The following is a 19,249-nucleotide window of genomic DNA, read 5'->3' as shown; positions in this document are numbered from 1 at the left end:
GGTTGGCGTCGTATATGGTGCCGTCGCAGTTTGTGGTGTTGGATGCGTTGCCGTTGAATGCTTCGGGGAAGTTGGATCGGAAGTTGTTGCCGGAGCCGGTGTTCGAGGTTGCGGTGTTCCGGGCTCCGGTGACGGCGGTGGAGGAGATCGTTGCGTCGGTGTTTGCCGAGGTGTTGGGTGTTGATCGTGTGGGTCTCGATGACGATTTCTTCGAGCTCGGCGGCAACTCTCTCAACGCCACTCGCACGATCAAACGAATCGCCGATGCTCTCGACACCGAACTTTCGGTTCGAGTTCTGTTCGAAGCATCCACGGTGCAGGATCTCGCAGCGCACGCCGAAAGCCGGACCGGGTCGGGTGGGCGAGTCGCGCTGACCGCGGTCGAGCGGCCAGAGCGGATTCCGCTTTCGTTGGCGCAGCAGCGTATGTGGTTCCTCAACCGATTCGACGGGAGTGCAGCGGCATACAACATCCCGATGGCGCTGCGCCTTCAGGGCGATCTTGACGTCTCGGCGCTGAGCGCGGCGATTTCTGATGTGATCGGGCGGCACGAATCACTTCGAACCGTCTACCCGGAAATCGGAGACGGTCCGGTGCAGGTCGTCAAGCCCGTGTCGAGTTGGTCGGACGAAATCGTCGCAGAACCGACTGGCGTGGACGAACTCGAAGGTGAGTTGGTCGCGCTGGCGTCGACGCGCTTCGACGTCACACGCGAGATTCCGATTCGTATCCGGTTGTTCCAGTTGGCTTCCGACGAATACGTACTCGGTGTCGCGATTCATCATATTTCCGCCGACGGTTCCTCGATGGCACCGTTCGCTCGGGATGTCGTGACCGCATACGCCTCGCGGGTTGCCGGGTACACACCGTCCTGGGCTCCTCTCGACGTTCAGTACGCCGACTACAGCCTGTGGCAGCGAGAGGTGCTGGGCAGTGAGGAAGACGCGGGATCTATTGCTTCGCAGCAGATTGCGTACTGGAGCAATGCTCTTGCCGGGCTGCCTGATCAGCTTGCACTTCCCGCCGACCGGCCGCGCCCCGCGACGCAGTCATTCCGCGGTGGTTACCTGCACTTCGATATCGATGCAGAGTTGCATGCTCGGTTGAGCGGTCTTGCCAGGGCAAACAATTCGACGCTGTTCATGCTCACGCACACTGCGTTCGCGATGTTGTTGGCTCGACTGTCCGGAACCGAGGACATCGCGGTGGGTACACCCATTGCAGGACGTGGTGAGCGGGCACTCGACGATCTCATCGGCATGTTCGTGAACACCTTGGTGTTCCGTACGCAGATCGACAGCGGCGCGCCGTTCCTCGACCTGCTCGGACGTGTCAGGGAGACCGACCTTCAAGCATTTGCACATTCGGACGTTCCTTTCGAGCGACTCGTGGAGGTGCTCAACCCACCACGTTCGACCGCTCGTCATCCGCTCTATCAGGTCGGCTTCCTCTTCCAGAACATGGAAACCGGAGGGCTCGAGCTTCCGGGGCTCACCGTCAAGGGCGTCGATATCGACAACGGGGTCGCGCAGTTCGATCTTCAGTTGATCGTCAGTGATCGGTACGACGCGAACGGATCTGCAGCCGGCATCACGTCGATGTTCAGCTACGCGCATGATCTGTTCGACGAGTCGACCGTGCAGGACTTCGCCGATCGATTCGTGCGATTGCTCGCGGAGATCGCGTCCGATCCGTCGTTGACCGTCGGCGACTTCGCGCTGCTGGATTCGTCCGAGAGCGACCGGATCCTGAACCGCTGGAACGAGACCGATCACTCCGTCCCGGGAGTCACTCTGGTCGAACTGTTCGACGAGCAGGTCGGTTCGAACCCGGGTGCGGTGGCAGTGATCGCCGGGAACACGTCGCTGACCTACGCCGAGTTCGATGCACGTGTGAACCGTCTCGCACGCCATCTGATTGCAACCGGTGTCGGTCCGGAGTCGTTGGTCGCGTTGGCAATCGAGCGATCGGTCGAACTGCTGGTCGCCATGTACGCGGTGGTGAAGGCAGGTGGTGGATACGTACCGATCGATCCGAACCACCCGGCGGACCGCATCGAGTACGTGTTGACCATGGCAGATCCGGTCTGCGTCCTCACCGCCTCGACCACTGCGAAGAATCCGGCGTTCGGTGATTCCGTGATCGAGGTGGACACGATCGATCTCGCGTCCTACGCGGAAGCGACGGTTACCGATGCGGATCGGATTGCTCCACTGCGAGTGGGCAACACCGCCTACGTGATCTTCACGTCGGGATCGACGGGGCGACCGAAGGGCGTCGCGATCTCGCATCAGGCGGTGGTCAACCAGATTCTCTGGAAGCGCGATCAGTACAGCCTGGACCGATCCGATGCGATGGTGCTCAAGACCGCGGCAACGTTCGACCTCTCGGTCTGGGAGTTCTGGTCGGCACTGACTTCCGGTGCACGACTGGTGATTGCCGAACCCGAAGGTCACAAGGACCCGAGCTACCTGCTCGACCTGATGACCCGGGAGAAGATCACGACGCTCCACGCGGTGCCGTCGATGCTCGCGATGTTGCAGTCGGCATCGGAAAATGGCCTTCCGGAATCACTTCGTCAGGTGCTTGCGATCGGTGAAGCGTTGCCGGCCGCGACCGCGACCGAGTTCGCAGAACTCAGCGACGCGCAGTTGGTGAATCTGTACGGTCCGACCGAGGCCGCCGTCTCGGTGACAGCGCACGTCGTCGGTTCGGACGATACGACCTCGGTGCCGATCGGTGCCCCCGAATGGAACACGCAGGTGTTCGTGCTCGACACGCGTTTGCATCCGGTCCCCGTCGGAGTCACCGGGGAGCTTTACCTCGCCGGTGCCCAGCTTGCTCGCGGCTATCACGGTCGCGCGGATCTGACGTCGGAACGATTTGTGGCCAACGTCTTCGGTGACGCGGGTTCGCGGTTGTACCGCACGGGCGACCTCGTCCGGTGGACGGAGAACGGCGAACTCGACTACGTGGAGCGCGCCGACTTCCAGGTCAAGATCCGTGGCTACCGCATCGAACTCGGTGAGATCGAAGCGCTTCTTCGCAAGCAGGCCAGCGTGGACTCCGCTGTGGTGGTGGCCAAGTCGGATGCGCGTATCGGTGATCGACTTGTCGGCTACGTCGTTCCTCAAAGCGGGGAAAGCATCGATGTCGAAACCTTGAAGCGGACTCTTGTGGCTGAGTTGCCGAGTTACATGGTGCCGGCGGCATTGATGGTCTTGGACGAACTACCGCTCAGCATCAACGGCAAGGTCGATCGCAAAGCCCTGCCCGACCCCGAATTCGAGGCGACCGAATTCCGTGCGCCGACCAACCCCGTCGAAGAGATCGTGGCGGGTGTGTTCGCTGACGTACTCGGTGTGGCGAGGGTCGGACTCGACGACGACTTCTTCGAGCTCGGCGGAAACTCTCTCGTCGCGACGCAGGTCGTGTCGAGGCTGGGTGAGGCGTTGGACGCGCAGATTCCGGTCCGCGTGATCTTCGAGGCGTCGACTGTCGGGGCATTGGCGTCGAGGGTTCTCGAACACGCGGGATCTGGTGGCCGCCCACCGTTGGTGGCTCAGGTGCGTCCGCACGAGATTCCGCTGTCGTTGGCGCAGCAACGTATGTGGGTGCTCAATCAGTTCGACAAGACCTCGGGTGCGTACAACATCCCCGTCGCGATCCGGCTGTCCGGCGCACTCGATGTCGACGCACTTCACTCAGCGGTGTCGGATCTGATCGAGCGTCACGAAGTGCTCCGGACGGTATACCCGGACCGGGGCAACGGACCGGTTCAGATGATCCTGCCTCGCTCCGCAGCGGCGGTGGGACTGGAAGTGATCGCAACCGACGAAGCGTCGGTCGCCGAGCAGGTGGCTGACACAGTTCGCGAGGGCTTCGATGTCACGACAGCCGTTCCGTTGCGAATCCGTCTCTTCGAGGTCGACGAATCCGAGCGGGTCCTCGTCGTTGTCATTCACCACATCAGCGGTGACGGCTTCTCGATGGCTCCGTTGATCAGAGACACCATGGTTGCGTACACCGCACGTACCGGCGGGGAGACCCCGGAGTGGGCTCCGCTCGAGGTGCAGTACGCCGACTACACGCTGTGGCAGCGTGATGTCCTCGGATCGCCGGAGGACGCGGACAGTCAGCTGGGCCGTCAACTCGCGTACTGGGTGAACGAGCTCAAGGGCACTCCGGAGCTTCTGGAACTGCCGACCGACCGGCCGCGGCCGGCGCGGGCCAGCATGCGCGGTGCGGAATTCGAGTTTGCCGTCGATTCCGAGACCACGGACCGGCTCGCGACGATCGCACGGGAGCAGAACTCGACAGTCTTCATGGTGGTTCACACTGCCCTGGCCGTGCTGTTGGCGAAGATGAGTGGATCGAACGACATCGCAATCGGTACGCCGATCGCGGGTCGAGGTGAGCGGGCGCTCGACGATCTTGTCGGGATGTTCGTCAACACGTTGGTCTTGCGAACGGAGATCGCGCCTGCTTCGACGTTCGTCGACGTTCTGGCACACGTGAAGGACAAGGACTTGTCGGCATTCGCCAATGCCGACGTACCGTTCGAGCGGTTGGTCGACGAACTGGGGCGAGAGCGCTCTCACGCATACTCGCCGCTCTTCCAGGTCATGCTCACCTTCCAGAACATGGCTCTCGGTACGTTCCAGCTCCCGGGCCTCGAGCTCTCTGCGGTCGACAACGGTTTCGACCAGGCGATGTTCGATCTGCAGCTCACCGGTATCGAGCAATTCGACGATGCCGGGGTGCTGTCCGGGTTGAGGATGCGTTTCACCTATGCGACCGACCTGTTCGACGAATCGACCATCGCGCTTTTTGCGGCGCGATTCGGGCGGGTGCTCGAAGAACTGGTGACCGATCCCGGGGTCGTGATTCGCACGATCGACATCGTGACCGAGCAGGAACGCGAGGAAGCGAGCGCTGCCGAGCCGAAGTCCGCGGCGGACCTACCCGAACTGGCAGCCGCAGCGGCGGCCGCCGATCCTGAGGCAATTGCGTTCACCCACGGAGATCAGGCTGTCACCTTCGGTGAGTTGTCGACCAAGCTCGTTGCCATGCGTACCGCCATGGGGGCTGCTCTCGCCCCCGATGCTCTGGTTTCTGTGTCGCTCGCCGGACTTGTTCCGGGCATCCTGCCGGCACTTGGCGTCGACGGTCTCGCCACACTTGTGAGCTCGGTGATAGCTGACGCACAGTCGGTGTCAGCGGGCCGTGGGGGTACGGCCGGGTAACATTCAGTATTTGCCCAGTGAACGCCTCCGGCCGAGCAGAACGCTGTGCTCGACCGGGGCGCACTTCACGAAAGTCAGTTGGAGGAAGTGTAGATGTCCGTCGGTATTCCGGGACCGCAGTCGCTGACGATCGAAGATCTGCCGAAGTTGGTGGCTGCAGTTGCGGCGGTAGATCCTGATCGTGTGGCTCTGAGCCACGGTGGAACCGAAATCAGCTACGGACGACTCAATGACGAGTTGGTCACTCTCGACACCGCGATGGGTGGGGCATTGGGGGCGGATGCCCTGGTTCCTGTTGTCGTTTCCACGGTGCTGCCAGAGCTGATCGGCAGCGAGGCCGACGGTCTCGGCGCGGTGGTCGACCGTCTCATCACCGACGGCACTTCGATCGTGGAGGTCGCGTCGGAGTCCGATGCACACGTGACCCTCGCAGGACTCTTCGACGAGCAGGTCGAGCGGACGCCGGATGCGCTCGCGCTGGATTACGCCGGAACGCAGCTCACTTACGCGCAGTTCGACGCGCGGGCGAACCGCCTGGCCCGTGAACTCGTCGCGGCAGGTGTCGGACCGGACAGCCTCGTCGGTCTCGCGATGCGTCGATCGATCGATCTCCTCGTCTCGATGTACGCGATCGTCAAGGCCGGCGGCGCGTACGTTCCACTCGACCCGGATCATCCTGCCGACCGTCTCGCTTACGTACTCGAGATCGCGAAGCCCACGGCTGTGCTCACACGAACGTCCGATGCCGTGGTGCTGCCGCACGGTACGCCCACGCTCGACGTCGACACCCTCGACTTGTCGGGTCGTGCCGAGACAACTGTCACCGACGCCGACCGGTTGGCGCCGCTGCGCGCGGACAACACTGCGTATGTCATCTTCACGTCCGGATCGACCGGACGCCCCAAAGGCGTTGCAGTCTCTCACCGTGCCATCGTCGCGAACCTGCAATGGCGTCAGACCGAGTACGGATTCACTGCCGACGACGTGATCTTGCAGAAGACACCCTTCACTTTCGATGTGTCCGTGTGGGAGTTCTTCTGGCCGCTGCAGGTCGGTGCATCGCTGGTGATCGCGGAACCCGACGGACATCGTGATCCGGTGTACGTGGCTCGCACGATGATCGAGCGCGGAGTGACGGCGGTGCACTTCGTGCCGTCGATGCTCGCCGTGTTCGTCGCCGAACCCCTTGTTGCGCAGGTCAAAACCCTTCGCTACGTGTTCGCTTCCGGTGAGGCGTTGCCGGCTCGAACGGCGGCACGTCTGCGCGAGGTCAGCAGCGCTGGACTCCACAACCTGTACGGCCCGACCGAAGCCGCCGTCGACGTGACTTATTACGAAACCGGCGAGCAGGATCAGGTGTCGGTGCCGATCGGTGCAGCAGTTGCGGACACCGAGCTCCTGGTGCTCGACGATGCGCTGCGGCCCTCGCCGTCGGGTGTAGCAGGAGAGCTCTATCTTGCCGGGATTCAGCTGGCCAGGGGATACGTGTCGCGTCCCGATCTCACGGCAGACCGCTTCGTGGCGCGGCCCGGCGCTACTGACGGATCCCGGATGTACCGAACCGGAGACCTGGTGCGCTGGCGCGGTGCCGGAGCGAACCGTCAGCTCGAATACATCGGTCGCACCGACTTTCAGGTCAAGCTCCGCGGTCTGCGCATCGAGCTCGGTGAGATCGAGGCGGCACTGCTCGATTGCGAAGGTGTTTCCCAAGCCGTGGTGATCGTCCATTCGGACGAAACGATCGGTGACAACTTGGTGGCCTACATCGTCGCCGAGGGTATCGATTCTGAGAATCTGACGTCGTCGCTTGGCGAACGGCTACCCGACTACATGATCCCTGCCATGTTCGTCGAACTGGACGAGTTTCCGCTCAACGCCAGCGGCAAACTGGATCGAAAGGCTTTGCCCACACCCGAATTCGCGTCGAAGACGGTTGAGTATCGCGAGCCCGCGACACCCACCGAAGCCGGTGTGGTCGCGATCTTTGCCGATCTACTTGGGCAGGATCGGGTAGGGGCAGATGACGGCTTCTTCGAACTGGGCGGCAACTCATTGCTCGCCACTCGCGTGGTTGCGCGGATCAATGCCGAACACGGCATCGCCATCGACATGCGCAACTTCTTCGACGCACCCACCGCCGCAGAACTTGCCGTCTTCATCGACGAAGCGAAAATCTCAGAAGACCGCAAGGCTCACGTTCCCCTGATCCCTCGCGAGCGCCCCGAGTTGGTTCCGCTGTCTTTGGCACAGCAGCGCATGTGGTTCCTCAATCGATTCGAACCAGAATCGGCAGTCGACCATATTCCGGTCGCGCTGCGGCTCAGCGGAGCGCTCGATGTCGATGCGTTGCAAGGCGCACTCGAGGATTTGATCGAGCGGCACGAGATCCTTCGGACTGTGTACCCGGAGGTCGACGGCGTCGGATATCAGCGCCTGGTCGACATTGCAGCCGTGGTACCGAACCTGACTCCCATACGGGTGGACGAGTCGGCGATCGTCGAGCGCGTGACCGACTTCGTGACTCCGGGATTCGACGTGACCACCGAGGTTCCGATTCGGGCGGCACTCTTCCAATTCGCCGCCGACGAATTCGTCCTCGTGTTCGTCGTCCATCACATCAGCGGTGACGGGTTCTCCATGGGACCGTTGACCAAGGACATCGTTTCGTCTTATGTGTCTCGGACACAGGGAATTTCGCACGATCTTGCTCCGCTGCCCGTACAGTTCGCCGACTTTGCACTGTGGCAGCGCGAGGTTCTCGGCAGTGAAGACGACCCGGATTCTCTGATCACTCGCCAGGTCGACTACTGGCGCCACGCGTTGGCCGGTATCCCCGATCAGCTCGATCTTCCGTCGGACCGCCCGCGCCCGCGCGTCGCGTCGAACCGGGGAGCCGGGCACACATTCACGATCGAGCCGGATCTCCACCAGGCTCTCAATCGAATTGCGCTCGACAACAACGCATCTCTGTTCATGGTGTTGCACAGTGCCGTGGCGATTCTGCTGGCGCGGTTGTCGGGGACTTCGGACATCGTGATCGGCACTCCGGTCGCCGGTCGAGGCGATCAAGCTCTCGACGACCTGATCGGAATGTTCGTCAACACACTCGTCCTCCGCACGGAGGTTGATCTCGAAGCTTCGGCACGGGACATGATTTCGCGGGCGCGCGAATCCGACCTCAGCGGCTTCGGGCACGCCGATGTGCCATTCGAACGACTGGTGGAGGTACTCAACCCCGCCCGGTCTCAGGCACGGAACCCGTTGTTCCAGGTGATGCTCTCGCTGCAGAACTTGGGACAGAGCATGCAGCAAAGTCTGGAGGTTCCGGGACTGCGCATTTCCGGACTGGACGTAGAGTCGTCGGCCGCGAAGTTCGACCTCCAATTCACTGTGTGGGAATCTGATACCGCGGACAAGGTCGGTGGTTTGACCGTCGCACTGGTCTATGCGACCGACCTGTTCGACGAGTCGTCTGCCAAATCAATCGGAAAGCGGTTGATTTCAGTTCTCGAAGCAGTGGTTGCCGATCCCTCGGTTCGGGTTGGTGATGTGGATATGTTCGATTCGGGTGAGCGATCTTTGGTGCTCGAGTCGTGGAATGGCACTGCGCATGAGGTTGCGGATGTGTCGTTGGTGGACGTGTTCGATGCTCAGGTTGCGGCGTCGCCGGATTCGGTAGCTGTGTCGTTCGAGGGTGTTTCGCTGTCATATGCGGAGTTCGATTCGCGGGTGAATCGTCTTGCCCGGTACCTGGTTTCGGTGGGTGTAGGACCGGAGTCGTTGGTGGGTGTGGCGGTACGTCGGTCGGTTGATTTGTTGGTTGCGGTTTACGGCGTGCTCAAGGCTGGCGGTGGGTATGTTCCGGTGGATCCGGATCAGCCTGCGGAGCGCAATGCGTACGTGTTGGAGTCGGCGTCGCCGGTATGCGTGATCAGTACCTCTGACGTTGGATTCGATGCCGGTGTGGTACCGGTGGTCGAGGTTGATGTTGTTGATGTGTCTGGTTTTTCGGATAACTCTGTTTCGGATATCGATCGGGTCTCGCCTTTGCGGTCGGGCAATGCGGCGTATGTGATTTTCACGTCGGGGTCGACGGGGCGTCCGAAGGGTGTGTCGGTTTCGCATGCGGCGATTGTGAATCGGTTGGCGTGGATGCAGGACGAGTACGGGTTGGATTCGTCGGATGTGGTGTTGCAGAAGACGCCGTTCACGTTCGATGTGTCGGTGTGGGAGCTTTTCTGGCCGTTGCAGGTTGGTGCTCGGTTGGTGGTGGCTGTGCCGGATGGGCATCGTGACCCGCGGTATTTGACGTCGGTCATTGTGGGGGAGGGTGTGACGACGGTGCATTTCGTGCCGTCGATGCTCGAGGTTTTCGTGACGGATTCGTCTGTGGCTGCGTGTGTTTCGCTGACTCGGGTGTTCGCGTCAGGTGAGGCGTTGCCGGCGAGTGTTGTTGCCGATGTGTGGGCTGTGTTGCCGGGTGTCGGGGTGCACAATTTGTATGGTCCGACCGAGGCGGCGGTGGATGTGACGTTCCACGAGGTGGTGCCGGCGGATGTTCTGGGGGTGCCGATCGGTGCTCCGGTATGGAATACGCAGGTGTTTGTTCTGGACTCTCGATTGAGTCCGGTGCCGGTAGGTGTTGCGGGTGAGCTGTATCTGGCGGGTGTTCAGCTGGCTCGTGGGTATGTGGGTCGGCCGGATTTGTCGTCGGATCGATTTGTGGCGAATCCGTTCTCGGGTGATGGTGGGCGGATGTATCGCTCCGGTGATGTGGTGCGGTGGACTGCGTCGGGCGAGTTGGAGTACATCGGGCGTAGTGACTTTCAGGTGAAGTTGCACGGTTTGCGGATCGAGCTCGGTGAGATCGAGTCGGTGATTCGTGAGCACGAGTCGGTGTCGTCGGTAGTTGTGGTTGTGCGTGAGGATGTGTTGGTTGCGTACGTTACGGCCGCTGGTGGTGTGGTGGACGTTGACGAGTTGAAGAGAGTTGTTGCGGGTCGTCTGCCGGGTTACATGGTGCCGGCGGTGGTGATGGTGCTGGAAGAGTTGCCGTTGGGTGTGTCGGGGAAGTTGGATCGGAAGCTTCTTCCGGATCCGGTGTTCGTGGCGCGCGAGTTTCGGACACCGTCGAGTGTCGCCGAAATCGCTGTGGCCGGCGTCTTCGGAGATGTTCTCCGGTTGGAACAGGTCGGTCTGGATGACGACTTCTTCGAGCTCGGCGGAAACTCTTTGGTCGCAACGCAGTTGGTGGCTCGCGTAGGTCAAGCGCTCGACACTCAGGTTCCGGTGAGGGTGTTGTTCGATGCTTCGACTGTCGAAGGTTTGGCAGCGCAGGTTGAGTTGATCGCAGGGGCAGGAGGGAGGACCGCGCTCGTGGCCCGCCCACGGCCGGCGTTGATCCCACTCTCACTAGCTCAGCAGCGAATGTGGTTCCTCAGCCGCTTCGATCCTGATTCTGCCGTCAACAACATTCCAATCGCATTGAATATCAAAGGCGTCCTGAATGTTTCGGCGCTGAGGCATGCGATTTCTGATGTAATCGAACGCCACGAGTCGCTCCGGACCGTCTATCCGGAGCAAGGTGGACAAGGACACCAGGTAGTCCTCCCATCGTCCGAGGTGCCGGTTGAACTGACACCGAAGGTCATCGACGCCTCGCATATTCACAACGAACTTCTGAGTTTCGCGCTCCAGGGTTTCGACGTGACGTCAACCGTTCCGGTTCGAGTCGGGTTGTTCGAACTTGCAGAGGATTCGTACGTTCTGGCCTTCGTTGTGCACCACATCGCAGCGGACGGCTTCTCGATGCGCCCGTTGACTCGGGATGTCATGGTTGCCTACACCGCTCGGGTTTCGAACGGCGTTCCGAATTGGACTCCGCTCGAGGTGCAGTACGCCGATTATGCACTCTGGCAGCGGGAGGTCCTCGGCGACGAGGACGACCCGGATTCGTTGATCTCGGCTCAGCTGGACCACTGGCGCTCCGTCCTCCGTGATTCTCCGGAAGTGCTTGCGTTACCGGCTGACCGATCCCGCCCGGTCGTCGCCTCGAATCGTGGCGCTACGTATCGCTTCTCCGTCAGCGAAGAGATTCGGTCGAGCTTGGACTCACTCGCACGCGAGCGGAACGCATCGCTGTTCATGGTGGTGCATTCGGCCCTCGCCGTGCTTCTCGCAAGGTTGTCCGGTACCAGTGACATCGTGATCGGTACTCCGGTTGCAGGGCGAGGCGAAAAGGCGCTCGACGATGTGATCGGTATGTTCGTGAATACACTGGTCCTGCGGACTCCTGTTGACCTCGCCAGTTCGTTCAGTGCACTCGTCTCGGCAACGCGGAGGACAGACCTTCAGGCGCTCGGCAACGGCGATGTTCCGTTCGAGCGGCTGGTCGAGGTGCTCGATCCCACCCGATCGCAGGCACATCACCCGCTGTTCCAGGTCGCGTTGTTCTTCCAGAACATGTCGCAGGATGCTTTGGAGCTTTCGGGATTGGAAGTCTCAGGCGTCGAGTTCGATGCCGGTATCGCGAAATTCGATCTTCAACTTACTCTCGCTCCCCGCGTCGAAGATGCGCTCGAAGACGGCATGTTCGCCGAGTTCGCATACGCCACAGATCTGTTCGACGAGTCGACGATTCGTGGATTCGCCGATCGGTTCACCAGGATCCTCGAACAGGTGGTCGTGGATCCGTCGATCACCGTGGGTGACATCGAGCTGTTGGACGAGGCCGAGCGCGAGTCGCTGTTGACTGCGCGCAACTCCACCGCACATGACGTCGGGAACAGTGAGACATTGGCTTCGCTGTTCGACACTCGCGTTGCGTTGGCACCCGATGCTGTTGCCGTGGTGTTCGACGGCCAGTCGCTGACCTATGGCGAGTTGTCGGAACGTGTGAACAAATTGGCACGCAAGCTGATCGAAGATGGTGTCGGGCCCGAATCGTTGGTGGCCTTGGCGATGCGTCGATCGCTCGATCTGGTAGTAGGTATGTACGCGGTGATCGCCGCGGGCGGAGCCTACGTGCCCTTGGATCCCGATCACCCCGCCGAGCGAATCGGGCACATCCTCACGACGGCCGATCCAGTCTGTGTGCTGTCGACGACGAGGGACGCTTTCGTAGCGCCGAACGGCGCCGACGTGCTGTTGATCGACAATGTCGATCTTTCGAGCTACTCGGCTTCAGTCATTTCCGATGCTGATCGTCGCGGTCGTCTGCATGATGTGAATGCCGCCTACGTGATCTTCACCTCGGGTTCCACGGGCAAGCCCAAAGGCGTTGCGGTGTCGCATCACGCCATCGTGAACCAGGTCCTGTGGATGCAGGATCAGTACGCCATCGGCCCAGAAGACGTCTATTTGCAGAAGACTGCTACGACATTCGACGTCTCGTTGTGGGGATACTTCACTGCGCTTTTGTCCGGTACGAGAGTGGTGCTGGCATCTCACGACGGCCATCGAGATCCCGCGTATCTGGCTCGTCTGATCGAAGATCATCGGGTGACGCTGACGGACTTCGTTCCATCGATGTTGACCGTCTTCGCGACTTCGGTTCCGGAACACGCATTGGTGTCACTGAGGGACGTATTCGTGATCGGTGAGGCATTGCCGGTCGAGACGGTGCGTGCATTCGCTCAGGTGTCGTCTGCAGGCCTGCACAATGTGTACGGCCCAACCGAGGCTGCGGTCTCGATCACCTACTACGAGGTCGATGGATCGGAATCAACAGGGATTCCGATCGGGGTGCCCGAGTGGAACTCGCAGGTCTACGTGTTGGACAGTCGGTTGCAGCCGGTGCCGGTAGGCGTTGCGGGTGAGCTGTATCTGGCCGGTGATCAACTGGCGCGCGGTTACGTCGCGCGACCCGATCTCACCAGTGATCGTTTTGTCGCGAACCCATTTGTGGAGGCGAGCGACACGAACGGTGAAATCAATCCCGGTGTCAGTCGGATGTATCGCACCGGGGACCTGGTGTGGTGGAACACCGCAGGCGAACTCGAGTATGTCGGGCGTACCGATTTTCAGGTCAAATTCCGTGGTCAGAGGATCGAACTGGGTGAGATCGAGTCAGCTCTGCTGGCGCATTCGACGGTAGCTCAGTGTGTGGTCACTGTGGCATCCACCGATATGGGCGATCAGCTGGTCGCATATGTGATCGCGGTCCCGGATTCTGTGATCGACGTAGAAGTCTTGAGGAACGCGCTTCCTGAATCGCTACCTGTCTACATGATTCCGAACGCGATCATGGTCTTGGACGAGTTGCCTCTGAACTCGTCTGGGAAGTTGGATCGGAAGTTGTTGCCGGAGCCGGTGTTCGAGGTTGCGGTGTTCCGGGCCCCGGTCACGCCGGTAGAACAAATTGTCGCTTCTGTTTTCTCGGCGGTACTCGGGGTCGAGCGAGTGGGTCTGGATGACGACTTCTTCGCACTCGGCGGAAACTCTTTGATTGCTACTCGAATGGCCGCTCGGTTGGGGCAGGCGCTCGATGCACAGGTTCCGGTGCGGGTGTTGTTCGAGGCGTCGTCGGTGGAGTTGTTGGCTGCGCGGATGGAGTCGGAGATTGGTTCGGGTGCGCGGGCGGCGTTGACTGCTCGGGTGCGTCCGGAGCGGGTGCCGTTGTCGTTGGCGCAGCAGCGGATGTGGTTCTTGAACCGTTTCGATACGTTGTCGTCGGCGAACAATATTCCGGTGGCGATTCGGTTGTCGGGGTTGTTGGATGTGGCGGCGTTGGACGCTGCGGTGTCGGATGTTGTTGTGCGGCATGAGATTTTGCGGACGGTGTATCCGGAGGTCGACGGTGTCGGGTTCCAGGAGGTGTTGTCTGCGGATCGGGTGCGGTTGGATTTGTCGCCGGTGGCGGTGTCGGAGTCCGATGTCGTTGGTGCGGTGACGGAGTTCTTGTCGGCTGGTTTCGATGTGGCGGTGGAGGTTCCGGTTCGGGCGCGGTTGTTCGCGGTGTCGGAGTCGGAGTTCGTGTTGGCGATGGTGGTTCATCACATCAGTGGTGATGGTGTGTCGATGGGGCCGTTGACGCGTGATGTGATGGTGGCGTACGAGGCTCGTTCTCGGGGTGAGGTGCCGGGGTGGACGCCGTTGGCGGTGCAGTATGCGGATTACGCGTTGTGGCAGCGGGAGACTCTCGGTTCGGAAGATGATCCGTCGTCGTTGATTTCGCGTCAGATCGGGTTCTGGGAGTCGGCGTTGGCGGGGTTGCCGGATCAGTTGGATTTGCCGGCTGATCGTCCGCGGCCGGCGGTGGCGTCCAATCGTGGCGCCAAACACGCTTTCGTTATCGACGCGCCAGAGCATCATTCTTTGAAAAAAATTGCCCGTGAGTCGAATTCGTCCTTGTTCATGGTGGTGCATGCGGCGTTGGCGGTGTTGTTGTCGCGGTTGTCGGGGACGTCCGATATTGCGATCGGTACTCCGGTGGCGGGTCGTGGTGAGCAGGTTCTCGATGATTTGATCGGGATGTTCGTCAATACGTTGGTGTTGCGGACCGAGGTGGATTCTTCGGAGTCGTTCTCGGGGTTGTTGGGTCGGGTTCGTGAGGGCGATCTGGGTGCGTTTGCGCACGTAGATCTGCCGTTCGAGCGGTTGGTGGAGGTGCTCAATCCGGCGCGGTCGCAGGCGCGTAATCCGTTGTTCCAGGTGATGCTGTCGTTCCAGAACATGGAGCAGTCGGTGCTTCGACTTGGCGATCTGACAGTTGCGGGAATCGACGCCAACACGGTGGCGGCCAAGTTCGATCTGCAGCTGACCATGGTCGAGCAGTTCGACGAGGCGGGTGCCCCGGCGGGGATGGCGGCGCAGTTCACGTACGCGACGGATCTGTTCGACGAGTCGACGGTGGCAGGCTTTGCCTGCAGGTTCGGGCGCATCCTTGCTGAGATCACTGTTGATCCGTCAGTTCGGTTGGGTGATATCGACGTACTTACCGCTGCTGAGCGCAGCAACCTTCTCAGCTGGTCCGCTGGTGGGCGCACAGCGTTGGCAGGCGCGTCCTTGACTGCGATGTTCGAAGAACAGGTTGGGCGGACGCCTGATTCTCTTGCCGTCGAGTGCGATGGCGAGGCGCTGACCTATGGGCAGCTCGACGCCTACGCAAACGTGGTGGCCGAGCGATTGACGGCGGCCGGCGTCGGTCCGGATGACGTCGTCGCGTTGATCGTGCCGAGGTCGGTCGAGTGGGTCGTAGGTATGTTGGCGGCGTGGAAGGCGGGTGCTGCGTACGGGCCGATCGATCCGTCGTACCCACAGGATCGGATCGAAGCGATAATCGCCGACACCGGTGCCCGATGCGCGGTGAGTACGACGACTCTCGATCTGGCGGTGGACGTGATCGTCCTCGACAGCATCATGCGCGATTCGCCGATGGTGGAGAGGCCGACGGATCGATGGCGTGAACTCGGTGCGGGGGACCGCTTGGGGTATGTCATTTCGACATCCGGTTCGACGGGTCGTCCGAAGCCGACGTTGGTGCCGATGGCCGGCATCGAGAACACGGTGGCCTGGTACCGCAGCGAGTTGCCCGAAACTGGTGGTCTATTGATCGCGTCGTCACCGAGTTTCGACTTGACGCAGAAGAACGTCTGGGCAGCGTTGAGCAGCGGTCGGAGCGTAGTGCTTGCCTCGGACGGTTTCGATCCGGATGCGATCGTTGCTCGCGTCGGGCACGGTGACGTTGCAGTGGCGAACATGTCGCCGAGCGCGTTCGAAGCCGTGGTGGATTCCGACGAGGAGTCTGCTTTGAGCGTTCTCGATGTTGTGTTCCTTGGAGGCGAGTCGATCCGGCTTAATCGTCTTGGCAGTTTGTTGTCAGGCGGAGTACGCGTGGTGAACAGTTACGGCCCGACGGAAGCGTCGGACGTGGTCTCGTTCCACGCGGTGACTGCGCATGACACCGTCAGCGTTCCGATCGGTGCACCGGTGCCGAACATGGATCTGTTCGTTCTGGATCGGTCGTTGGGTATGGTGCCGCCGGGCGTGATCGGCGAGTTGTATGTCGGTGGTGTCGGTGTCGGTCGCGGATACGGAAACCGAGCGGCGTTGACGGCGGAGCGTTTCGTCGCCAACCCCTTTGCGGGCGGGGAAAGGGGCGCCTCAGATGGCGGCAGCAGGTTGTATCGAACCGGCGACCTCGTCAGGTGGAACGGTCGGGGCGAGCTCGAGTACATCGGCCGATCGGATTTCCAGGTCAAACTGCGGGGGCAGCGTATCGAACTCGGCGAGATCGAATCTGCTCTGATCTCGCACGAGGCGGTTTCAGATGCGGTGGTCGTCCTGCACAGCGATGCGACGTTCGGCGACAGCCTGGTCGGGTATGTCGTGGGAACTGCAGTAGATGCGTCGGAAGTTCTGGAGTCTGCCCGGGCCGTGCTTCCGACGTACATGGTGCCCTCGAAGGTTCTTGTCCTCGACGAGCTTCCACTCAATGCGTCGGGCAAATTGGATCGAAAGGCTCTCCCGTCACCGGTATTCGAGGCAGCAGAGTTTCGGGCGCCGGTCACAGCGGTGCAGGAAATTGTTGCGTCGGTGTTCGGAGATGTGTTGGGCACGGAGCGGGTCGGTCTGGATGACGATTTCTTTGCACTGGGTGGTAATTCGTTGATCGCTACCAGGTTGGCAGCAAGATTGGGGCAGGCACTCGATGCGCAGGTCCCGGTGCGCGTGCTGTTCGAGAACTCGACAGTGGAAGGTTTGGCTGTAGTAGTCCAAAAGACCGCAGGTTCCGGTGCGAGGATGGAGTTGGAGGCGCGGGAACGTCCAGAACGTCTTCCTCTGTCCTTGGCCCAGCAGCGAATGTGGTTGGTAAACCAGATGGATCCCGGTTCTGCGGCATACAACATTCCGTTGGCTCTGCGATTGACAGGGAACTTGGATGTCGCGGCTTTGCGCCAGGCTCTTCACGACGTTTTGGTTCGACATGAGTCGCTCCGGACCAGCTACCCGAGTGACATCGAAGGGCCGGTTCAGAAAATCGTCGCGATCGACGAACTCCTTTCGCCTCTCGAAACGATTCAGGTGGACGACGAGGCCGCGGCGTTCAATCGCGTCGTGGAGTTGGTGACGACCGGATTCGACGTAGCTCAGGAGGTACCTGTACGCACTGGGTTGCTCGAGTTGGGCCCGGCAGACTTCATATTCGTCTTGGTCGCTCATCACATCGCCGCTGACGGTGAATCGATGGGACCTCTTGCCCGAGACATGATGGTCGCCTACGAGGCTCGCGTGCGCGGCACCGCGCCGTCGTGGACGCCGTTGACTGTTCAGTACGCGGACTTCGCGATCTGGCAGCGCGAAGTACTCGGTAGCGCTGGCGAGGTCGGCTCACAGGCTGCACGGCAACTCGACTTCTGGCGCCGGACGTTGGACGGTGTGTCGTCGACGCCCGGATTGCCTTCCGACCGTCAGCGACCCGCGCAGATGTCTGCACGTGCCGGTGTCTCGGAGTTCTCCGTCAACGCGGAGACGGCGGCGCGGCTCAACGAGATTGCGCGCGAACACAACGCCACATTGTTCATGGTTGTGCACGCTGCGCTTGCAGTACTCATCGCACGGTTGAGTGGAAGCCGAGATTTCGCGATCGGAACGGTAGTGGCCGGGCGAGGTGAGCAGCAACTGGACGACATAGTCGGAATGTTCGTCAACACGCTTGCACTCAGGACCGCTCCGGATCTCGGAGCGGGATTCGGCGACTTGGTCTCGCTCGTCCGAAACGTCGATCTCGAGGCATTTGCGAACGGAGACATCCCGTTCGAGGAAGTAACCGGCGCCTTGTCGGCGTCAGCGAGCGAGCTCTTCCAGGTTGCACTGTCGGTCGAACCGATGGCAGGAGCCTCGTTCAGTCTGCCGGATTTGAAGATCACGGCTGTCGAGGGTGTGGAGGCGACTGCGAAGTTCGACCTCCAACTCAATCTCAGTTCAGATCCGGTAACGGGAGGGTTGCTCGGCCATTTGGTTTTCGCTGCGGACCTTTTCGACCAAGCAACCGCCGACGCACATGTCGAGCGCTTCGTCCGCGTTCTAGATCGGGTCTCCTCGGATCCTTCACGTCCGATTGGTGACATCGAACTGCTCACCGACTCCGAACGAGCAGAAGTCCTCGGCTCCGTGGACACAACGCCGCCCCCGGCCGTTGGCGCTCCGACGGGCCGACTCGTGCCACAGCGATTGGCAAATTCCGTAGAGGCTGATCCTGATGCTGTCGCAGTCGTGTGCGATGAGGAGGAAATGACTTACCACGAGGTCGATGCACGATCATCTCGCCTCGCTCGCCACCTGATCAATCTTGGGATCGGTCCGGGCGACACGGTGGGGATCACAGGATTGCGTGGCATCGAACTGGTGGTGGCGGCCTGGGCGCTGTCCAAAGCCGGCGCGGCAGCTCTGGTAGGAGCTACAGGAGCAGCACGTGGGACAGAAACGGCTCCGAGTGTGGCCTTGGCGTTGATTTCGGGTGAGGCCGAATCTGACGTACCGCTGGACACGAGCCTCGACTTGGACCAGCCAGATGTTATCGAGTTGGTGGCGTCGTACTCGAGTCGTTCCGTGAACTACACGGACCGGCTTCGTCCGCTGAGCGCGGACGACATCGCGGTCGTGGTTGCCGGTTCGCACCCTGGCCAGATCACCCATGGAGAGCTCGCAGCGAAGTTGGACGCGATGTCGCAGAAGCACGATGTCGACTATGAATCGCGTTTGATGTACTTCGGTCCCGAGGAAGACGAAACATCGATTCTGACTATTCTGCTTGGCGGAGCGGTCGGTGGCGTCGTACTGCTGTACTCGGAAGCGGCGAAGGACGCAGAGGTACAGGAGCTACTTGCAGAGGAGTGGGTTTCGCACGCGGTTGGTCCGACAGACGTCTTCACAGGTGTTGTCGAAGGAGCTTTGCCAGATCTACGCCTGGCGTGTGATCCCGCGACGTGGACTCTGAGCTGACGCCGCCGTTCACGAAGTTGATGGACTCCCATATCCCGAACAGTCCGATGATGTCCACT

Annotated in this window: 2 protein-coding genes; both read left to right on the top strand. The window is 61.1% G+C overall.

Annotated elements, in window-relative coordinates; all coding sequences use genetic code 11:
- Positions 1-14 precede the first annotated feature (14 nt).
- Positions 15-5,246 (top strand): non-ribosomal peptide synthetase, encoded by a 5,232-nt coding sequence (locus G9U53_RS31865; protein WP_242692866.1) that lies wholly within the window; start codon positions 15-17, stop codon positions 5,244-5,246.
- 93 nt (positions 5,247-5,339) lie between these two features.
- On the top strand, positions 5,340-19,190 hold the full coding sequence (locus tag G9U53_RS31860) for a non-ribosomal peptide synthetase (protein ID WP_165639920.1): 13,851 nt from the start codon (positions 5,340-5,342) through the stop codon (positions 19,188-19,190).
- Positions 19,191-19,249: the final 59 nt, after the last annotated feature.

Source organism: Rhodococcus sp. D-46 (assembly GCF_011290655.1).
GTDB lineage: Bacteria > Actinomycetota > Actinomycetes > Mycobacteriales > Mycobacteriaceae > Rhodococcus_F > Rhodococcus_F qingshengii.
This window is presented reverse-complemented; position numbering and strand designations above follow the sequence as displayed.

Bases quoted from the DNA above. Each gene is read 5' to 3' on its own strand.
- G9U53_RS31865 (WP_242692866.1), top strand. From the start codon at position 15: ATGGTGCCGTCGCAGTTTGTGGTGTTGGATGCGTTGCCGTTGAATGCT.
- G9U53_RS31860 (WP_165639920.1), top strand. From the start codon at position 5,340: ATGTCCGTCGGTATTCCGGGACCGCAGTCGCTGACGATCGAAGATCTG.